Genomic DNA, 7,714 nt, shown 5'->3' on the forward strand with positions numbered 1-7,714 from the left:
GGGTCGATGGCCTACACGCTGATCGGCGGCACCGCGGTCGGAACGGTGCTGATCCTGCTGTTCCTTCCCGCGCTCTATGCCACCTGGTTCCGGATCAAGCCGACCGCAGATATGCACGAGGCTTCGCACGAGAAGCCGGATGTGCGACCGACATTGGCTGCAGAATAAGGCTCTGTTGCTCCAATGGATCGTCCGGTCCGCACGGGAAGGGAGTCCGACGAGGCCCGCGCCCGGATCCTGGGCGCGGCGGAAGAGCGCTTTCGCCGCGTCGGTCACCACAGAACCTCGGTGGCCGACATCGCCGCTGAACTCGGCATGAGCCCGGCGAATATCTACCGCTACTTTCCTTCCAGGAATGCAATCAACGAGTCCATCTGCGGGCATCTCATCAACGAGGTTGCCGACAGCGCCTTTGCGATCGCGCGCTCGGACGCGCCGGCGACGGAGAAACTCGAGCAACTGCTGACCAGTGTTCACCACCACACCACGATGATGCTGGTCAAGGAAAAGCCCATGCACGATCTGATCGTCGCCGCCATGCAGGAGAACTGGCCGATCATTCAGGCGCACATCGAGCGGATGCTGATGATCTTGGAGGCGATCATACGCGAGGGCGCCGACGCGGGCGAGTTCGATGTCGAAGACGCCGCGGAAGCCGCCCGGGCGGTCAGATCCGCGTTCGTGGCCTTCTTCCATCCAATTCTGATCGAGCACTGCGAGGTACACGGCGAAGACACCGAAGCAGGCATGCGCGCCCAAATTTTCTTTATCCTGAAAGCTTTGGGCAAGTCCGGCTAAGGGCCTGCCTCATTTAGCTCCGATGACGTCGCTGGTGCGAAATCTGCCATCGGCATCCTAGCCCGCGCGGGAAACTCAACGCCCAGTCCCAACCGTACGCTTTCGGGTGGATGTCCCGGCTGCCGCCTTGTCGCCGCCTTGCTGTTTGCAGGCATCAGACAGCCACGCGGAAAACGCGGCGACGGCTGGGTCGTCCGCCATACGCTGCTCGTACTCGAGCACGAAGTGCCGCCGCGTCGGCCGAACGATGGGATGCGCTCTGACAAGATTGAGGTGAGCAAGATCCGGAGCGAGCAGGCTCTCGATGGCGATAGCAGCGCCGAGCCCGGCGGCCGCAGCTTCGATGGCGAGACCTAGGTTTTCAAAGCTGCTCCCGCCGCGAACGGGCACCTTGGTGAGCTGCGCGTGGTCGAGCCAGCGGCGCCAGTCGTCCGGTCGCGGCCTGTTGTGCAGAAGTGGAACGGAGGCGAAATCCAGTGCGCCATCCTTTAGCAGGGCTGGCGAGCAGACCGGCACGGTCGCGATCGGCAGCAGGGGCCGGGTGACGAGGCCGGCTCTGGGTTCGCCGTCCGAGACGGCTACGACTGCATCGTAGCGGCTGGCAAGAAGGTCCACAGGGTTGGCACTGGTGTGCAGATCGATCTCCAGTTCGGGATGCGCCGCCTTGAGGCGCGGCCACATCGGCAGCAGAAAACGCGACAGGAAGAATCCGTAGACGCCGACGGACAGCCGTCTGAACTGCCGCAGGTGCAGGCCTTCGGCCGCGTCCGCAATGCGGTCCAGCGCTTCGCGCGTGGAATCGGCGAAGGCCTTGCCGGCGGAGGTCAGCACCAGGCCCCGCGATCCCCGCAGGAACAGTGCCGTGCCCATGCGCACCTCGAGGGCGCGGACGTGCCTGCTGACGGCCCCAACCGTGACGTTCAGCTCGTCGGCGGCGCGCGTGATCGACAAATGTCGCGCGGCCGCTTCGAATGCCCGTACGGCATGCAGCGGAGGAAGTCGTCGTGAAACCATGAGGGTGCGCCCCGCGGGATGACCGAGCCTTGACTCTCGCTCAAGGCCCCCGCCCAACAAGTCGGTTGCATGAAGCTCGGTCAAGCCATACTCGAAGTCTGTCCGGCTCCGTCCGGCCCCGAGCCAGCGCTGGGAGGACGAGGCGATCCACCTGCTGCTGGACGAAGCGCCCGTGCCTTTGTCCCGCGCGGCCGCGTTGCTGGTGGAGTAATCTGGATGAATCCGTCGACCCAACGTGAACTCGCCCGTCTGCTCGCTGGCCTGCGCCGCGAAGGACGCCAGCAGAGCGGTCTCGATCAGCGTCTCGTGCCGCCCGACAAGGCGACTGCCTACCGCATCGCGCGCATGGTCGAGGAGGAGCTCGGCTGGACCGTCGCGGGATGGAAAATCGCCGCGATGAAGGAAGCGTTGCAACGGGAGCTGCGTACGGACTCGCCGATCTATGGTCGCGTCTTCGCACCGTTCATCATGGAGTCGCCCGGGAGCGTCGAGCACGCCACGCAATGCAGTCCGATTCCAGAAGTGGAGTATCAAGCGGTCCTCGGTATCGATTTGCCGCCGCGCGCCGAGCCCTATACCGTGCAGGATGTGACCGCGGCTGTGGAGTCCCTGCATCCTGGGATCGAACTGGCAGAATGTCGCTTTGCGCATGACGCGGCATTCCCGCCATTGCCGGCGATTCTCGCCGACGGTGCCGGCTCCGGCACGGTCGTCTATGGCCCTGCCATTGCGGACTGGCAAAAGCGTGACATTGCCGGACAGGAGGTCAGCCTCATTTGCAATGGCACTCTGCGCCGCAAAGGCAGGGCTGCCGATTTGCTGGATCATCCGGTCATGCCGCTGACGTGGCTTGCCAACGAACTTTCGCGCACGGGCATCGGCATGAAGGCAGGACAGATGGTCAGCACGGGCACGCTGACAGGCATGTTGCGGCCGAAGGCAGGTGAGACCTTCATTGGCGATTTCGGACCGTTCGGCAGCGTCAGCGCCAAATATTCGTGAGACTTGCGTGGCCTGAGATCGATCGCGCCGTCCGTGATCTGACCCATACCGGGATGAACGTCCAACGCGCGACCCCCGCCGCAAGAAGGCAATGGCAGGTCCCGCTTGATTCGGATCAAGCCCTCATTCAGCTAGCGAACCAATATGCCGCTTGTATAACCCGACCCACGGTTTTCAGCGGGCAGGGCCACTTCGGACATTTGCGATGGGTCCAATCGACGATATGCCAGACCGAGACGTTCGGCTCGACGCCTGCAGAGGGATCGCGCTCTGGTTCGTCTTCATGAATCATATCCCGGGGAATATCTGCAGCTGGCTGACGCTGAGTCGGTATGGATTTAGCGACACCACCGAAACCTTCATGTTTGTCTCGGGGCTGACGTGCACGATGGGTGTTGCCGACCTTCGTGCTGTTTCATCTGCTGTTTGCGCCATGGCTCCTGACGGTGGTAGGACGTCGGCGGCTGATGCCGCTCCTGACGTCTCGTCCCGTGATCCTGTTGTCGGCCTCATATTTGATTTGGTCGCTGGCTGTTACGATGAGCTGGATCAATCCAGCTCTCGAGCTTGCAGTTCCTCAATTCCTGAAAGGCTTGATCTACCCAATAGACAAGTCTGGTCTTGATCCCCTTCGCGTTCTGCATTTCCTCGCGCTTGCGGTCTGTGTCGCCAATTTCGTGCCCGCGCATTGGGCGCCTCTGCGGTCGCGCACGCTGTTGGGAGCTGTTCGTTGCGGAGAGAATTCGCTGGAGGTTTATTGTGCGGGAGTTCTGCTGTCGCTCTCCGCATATTTTCTTTTGAGGACCGTATCCGACGGCGTGCTTGCTCAGGTCATGGTCAGCACCACGGGGATCGCGCTTCTCACAATCTTTGCGACCCTGTTGACCCGGCTCACCGGGCTGGCCGCGCCTCGAACAAGATTGTTCTGACCAAATCTCTTCGGCCCTGCAATTTCTGGAAGATGACGCCGGGGTGGCGGCGAGAGGCGAATTCGCGCGTGATCCGGGGCGGCCACCGGAGCAAGAATGTAAGTCGAAGGATCAGCAGTCCAAGCTTCCGCACGCCTTGTTCGAGCGCCGTTGGCGGCGCGTTGGCCGCCATTGCCGAGGGACGGCCGGCAGGGCGATCAGATGATCCTGTCCCTTGTCGCGAAAGGTGGCTGAGTTTGCGCCTCGACAAAGTGGTCGTGACTGCAACCCCTTACCGTTTTTGAGCGCTGACACGAAACTTCGTGTGCAGGCGATGGGAAGCACGCCGTGATCGGAACCAGCCTCTGTAGATGGGCCATCAGCTACTTCGCGGTCGCAATCGTTTGGTTGCTGCTCGCAGAAGGACTGATGGTCGCCGGGTTCGGTTTTCCGAACCACGACATCGGCGGCCCGGACACGCTCGTCATCGTCCACATGGTTTGCATCGGCTGGTTGAGCATGGTCCTGTGTGGTGCGCTGTTCCAGTTCGTGCCGGTGCTGGTCGCAAGGCCGCTCTATGCGGAGCGCTGGACGTTGCCGGTTCTCGTGCTGTTGACGCTTGGGCTGACCGCCCTGCTCGCGGGCTTCCTGGCTCTCGGCGGGCACTTCAACGGGCCGCCCTGGCTGCTTCCTGTCGGCGCTGGCCTGCTGATTGCCGGTTTCGCATTGGTCGTTGCCAATCTCGGCATGACGCTCTGGTCGGCCCGTCCGCTGCCGGGGCCGGCGCGGTTCGTCGCAGGCGGGCTTGTCTGCATCTGTGTCACGGCGGCCTTCGGAGGCATGTTCTCGCTGGTGCTGTCGGGAACCGCGGTCGGTGCGCAATGGCCGGACCTGCTGGTCTCGGGCGTTCCGATCCACGCGATTGCGGGGCTTGGCGGATGGCTGACATTCACGGCCATGGGCGTGAGCTATCGCTTGCTTGCGATGTTCATGCTCGCGCCCGACGGCGATGAGAGGCTCGGCCGGCTTGCCTGGCCTGCCGGCATCACCGCGCTGGCCGTCGGCCTTGTCGGCGGCGTGCTTGCATTCTGGCGCATGACCAGGCTGGATTTGGCGCTTCTGCTTGCAGCAGCGGCGGCGCTGCTGTCGCTGGTCGCCTACGGTCGTGACGTGCTCGGCTTGTACAGAACCCGCAAACGTCGCGCGCTCGAGCTCAACACGCGCATGAGCCTCGCTGCGCTGGCGAGCCTTGCCGCGGCCGCAATCCTTGGCGCCGCGCTTCTGGCGATCGGTTCTTTCCAATCCCATGTCGGCGCACTCGCCTTTCTCGTCGCGTTCGGCTGGCTCACTGGCCTCGTGCTCGCAAATCTCTACAAGATCGTCCCATTCCTGACTTGGCTTGAAACCTATGGTCCGGTGATGGGTAGAGTGCCGACGCCTCGCGTGCAGGATCTCGTTGCCGAGCGCCGCGCCTTGAAGTGGTTTGTCGTGTTCTTTGCCGGAAGTTGGACGGCAACGTTGATGCTCCTGTTCGATGCGGCACTCGGCTTTCGCGTCGCTGTCGCGGTCGTGATGCTTGCGACGCTCGGCTTGAGTGAGGAGTTCATCCGGGCCCGGCGGCTTGCGGATGTGGCGGAGCCGCTGCGCCTGCCGACCGGAGCGGCCATGCCCCACCTCCTGGTCTCACGAAACTGAAAGGAGACTGCAATGACCGAATTTATCGACGTCGATGTCCGGCCGATCCTGCGTGCAGGCGGCGAGCCGTTCTCGATCATCATGGCCGCGGTCGAGCGGCTCGAGCCTGGGGAGGGGCTGCGGCTCTATGCTCCCTTCAAGCCGGTTCCCCTGTTCGACGTCATGGCGAGCAGGGGCTTTGCGCATCGGGAAGCCGAGCTGGAAGGCGGCGAATGGGAGATCCGGTTCTTGCCCGATGACGGCTCGGTCGAAGCGGCTGAACCGCTCCCCGCCGCGTCGAGCGATGGCGATTGGCCGGAGCCAATGGTGCATCTCGACAACCGCGACCTCGATCCGCCGGAGCCGATGGTCCGGATTCTGGCAGCCCTGGAGCGGCTCGCGCCGGGCCAGACGCTGTTCGCCTTGCTCAGCCGTGAACCGGTCTTCCTGTTTCGGGAGCTGACCAAGCGCGGCCATCAGTGGCGTGGCGACTTCACGCCGCAGAAGGATGCCTATCAACTGACGGTGAGGGTGCACGCATGACGATCAACGAGGATGATCTCGTCGCCCGGATCAGGCAGGCGCTGAAGGTCGTGATCGATCCCGAGCTCGGGCACAACATCGTCGATCTCGGCTTTATCTATGACGTGTCGGTCGACGATGGCGCCGCGCATATCACCATGACGGCGACGACGCGCGGTTGCCCCGCCGCATCCTTTCTCAAGGAGGGTGTCGCGAGCAGCGCGTGCCTCGTTCCGGGCGTGGACTCGGTTGGCGTCACCATGACGTTCGAGCCGCCCTGGCAACCCTCGATGATCTCGCCCGGTGTGAGGTCGTCGCTCGGTTTTGCCGATGTGAACTGAACCGGCAAGGCGGCTGCGGCTACACGCCTTCGGAGCTTGGGCCGGACCAGACCTTTGCGGGTGCGCGAAGCTTCCTCAGGTCGAGCAGGTTGATCGCCCGGCCGGCGATCTGGTCGATCACCTCGTCCAGCGACTGTGGCCTGAGATAGAAGGCCGGCATCGGCGGCGCAATGATCGCGCCGATTTCGGTCGCCTGCAGCATCGCGCGCAAATGGCCGAGATGCAGCGGGCTCTCGCGGACCAGCAACACCAGCCGGCGCCGTTCCTTGAGCTGCACGTCGGCCGCGCGCGTCAGGAGGTTGTCGAGCTGCCCCCAGGCGATGGCCGAGAGCGTACGGATCGAGCACGGCGCGACGATCATGCCCGCGATCGGATACGAGCCGCTGGCGATCGCGGCGGCGATGTCCGAATGAAGATGGTGGCGGAAGGCGAGTGCGCGCAGCCGCGCGAGCGCATCGCTCCCCACTTCCTCACTCAGCGTACGCTCTGCAGCGGGCGAAACCACGAGGTGCACCGCGTAATGCGGATTGTCGGCCAGCAGCTCGACGATGCGCATGCCGATCGCGGCGCCCGAGGCACCGCTGATGCCGACGATGATGCCTTGCCGCCCGCTCATGTCAGGACCGGTGCGCGCGCTTGCATGCCGGACAGGCCGAGGTTTGCCCACATCGCATCGACACGCGCGACTACGGCGGGATCCATGGTCAGCGGAACGCCCCATTCCCGATCCGTCTCCGGTGAAATCTTCGTGGTCGCATCGATTCCTAGCTTGCCGCCGAGCCCCGATTTCGGTGAGGCGAAGTCGAGATAGTCGATCGGCGTGTCGGTGAGCGTCACGAGATCGCGCGAGGCGTCGCTGCGCGTGGAGACGGCCCACATCACGGCACGCCAGTCGCGGATGTCGATATCGTCGTCGACCACGATCAGGAGTTTTGTGTAGCTGAACTGCGGCAGCATCGACCACAGGCCCAGCATCAGCCGCCGCGCCTGGCCGGGATAGCGCTTCTTGATGGCCGCGACGGCGATGCGGTAGGAGCAGGCCTCCGGCGGCAGCCAGCAGTCGGTCACCTCAGGGAATTGCTGACGGATGAGCGGCACGAACAGGCGATTGAGCGCCTCGCCGATCCGCGACGGCTCGTCCGGCGGCCGGCCCGTGAAGGTCGAGAGGTAGACGGGCTGACGCCGGCTGGTGATCGCCGTCACGCGCATCACGGGGAATTCCTCGACGGAATTATAGTAGCCGGTGTGATCGCCATACGGTCCCTCGGGCGCGGTTTCGGTCGCGGAGACGAAGCCCTCGATGACGATCTCGGCCTCGGCCGGGATCGCGAGCGGGACGGTGAGCCTCAAATCTTCGAGCGGATCACGGATCTTGAATTGGAGCTTGCCGCACGTGACTTCGCCTCTGCGGGCCGCGATCGTGACTAGCTTTCGCGCGTTTCGACGCGTGCCATT

General features: G+C 63.9%; 9 protein-coding genes and 1 pseudogene. 7 read left to right on the plus strand and 3 right to left on the minus strand.

What is annotated here, in order from left to right:
- Positions 1 to 183 precede the first annotated feature (183 nt).
- Entirely contained in the window at positions 184 to 798 is a 615-nt protein-coding gene (locus tag MOV75_RS20130; protein ID WP_246929110.1) for a TetR/AcrR family transcriptional regulator, read from the plus strand.
- 75 nt (positions 799 to 873) lie between these two features.
- Here the strand turns inward: MOV75_RS20130 and MOV75_RS20135 are convergent, their stop codons facing one another.
- Positions 874 to 1,812, minus strand: coding sequence for a LysR substrate-binding domain-containing protein (locus MOV75_RS20135; RefSeq protein ID WP_258719552.1), 939 nt, complete (start codon positions 1,810 to 1,812; stop codon positions 874 to 876).
- 216 nt (positions 1,813 to 2,028) lie between these two features.
- On the opposite strand from MOV75_RS20135, the gene MOV75_RS20140 reads away from it, so the two are divergent.
- The 6 genes and pseudogenes from MOV75_RS20140 (at position 2,029) to MOV75_RS20165 (ending at position 6,259) form a co-directional block, all read left to right on the plus strand.
- Positions 2,029 to 2,814, plus strand: a complete 786-nt coding sequence (locus MOV75_RS20140; protein WP_246929117.1) for a 2-keto-4-pentenoate hydratase — start codon at positions 2,029 to 2,031, stop codon at positions 2,812 to 2,814.
- A gap of 283 nt (positions 2,815 to 3,097) precedes the next feature.
- Positions 3,098 to 3,145 (plus strand): annotated as a pseudogene (locus MOV75_RS20145) (hypothetical protein); the annotation flags it as partial.
- 64 nt (positions 3,146 to 3,209) lie between these two features.
- A complete protein-coding gene (opgC, locus tag MOV75_RS20150; protein WP_246929119.1) occupies positions 3,210 to 3,743 on the plus strand; it encodes an OpgC domain-containing protein in 534 nt (177 codons plus the stop codon).
- Between the two features lie 327 nt (positions 3,744 to 4,070).
- Positions 4,071 to 5,417: a hypothetical protein gene (locus MOV75_RS20155; protein WP_246929121.1), complete on the plus strand. Its 1,347-nt coding sequence runs from the start codon at positions 4,071 to 4,073 to the stop codon at positions 5,415 to 5,417.
- A 12-nt stretch (positions 5,418 to 5,429) separates the two neighbouring features.
- Entirely contained in the window at positions 5,430 to 5,939 is a 510-nt protein-coding gene (locus tag MOV75_RS20160) for a DUF2249 domain-containing protein (RefSeq protein WP_246929126.1), read from the plus strand.
- Positions 5,936 to 6,259: a metal-sulfur cluster assembly factor gene (locus MOV75_RS20165; protein WP_246929127.1), complete on the plus strand. Its 324-nt coding sequence runs from the start codon at positions 5,936 to 5,938 to the stop codon at positions 6,257 to 6,259. Before MOV75_RS20160 ends, MOV75_RS20165 begins: the two co-directional genes overlap by 4 nt.
- A 19-nt stretch (positions 6,260 to 6,278) precedes the next feature.
- Here the strand turns inward: MOV75_RS20165 and MOV75_RS20170 are convergent, their stop codons facing one another.
- Together MOV75_RS20170 and MOV75_RS20175 are read right to left on the minus strand one after the other, a co-directional pair.
- The gene (locus MOV75_RS20170) at positions 6,279 to 6,875 is read right to left on the minus strand and encodes a UbiX family flavin prenyltransferase (RefSeq protein ID WP_246929128.1); all 597 of its coding nucleotides are present in this window, start codon (positions 6,873 to 6,875) and stop codon (positions 6,279 to 6,281) included.
- On the minus strand, positions 6,872 to 7,714 hold an 843-nt coding region (locus tag MOV75_RS20175; RefSeq protein WP_247006460.1), incomplete at its 5' end, for a UbiD family decarboxylase. The genes MOV75_RS20170 and MOV75_RS20175, both read right to left, overlap by 4 nt.

Source organism: Bradyrhizobium sp. PRIMUS42 (assembly GCF_023006515.1).
Taxonomy (GTDB): Bacteria; Pseudomonadota; Alphaproteobacteria; order Rhizobiales; family Xanthobacteraceae; genus Bradyrhizobium.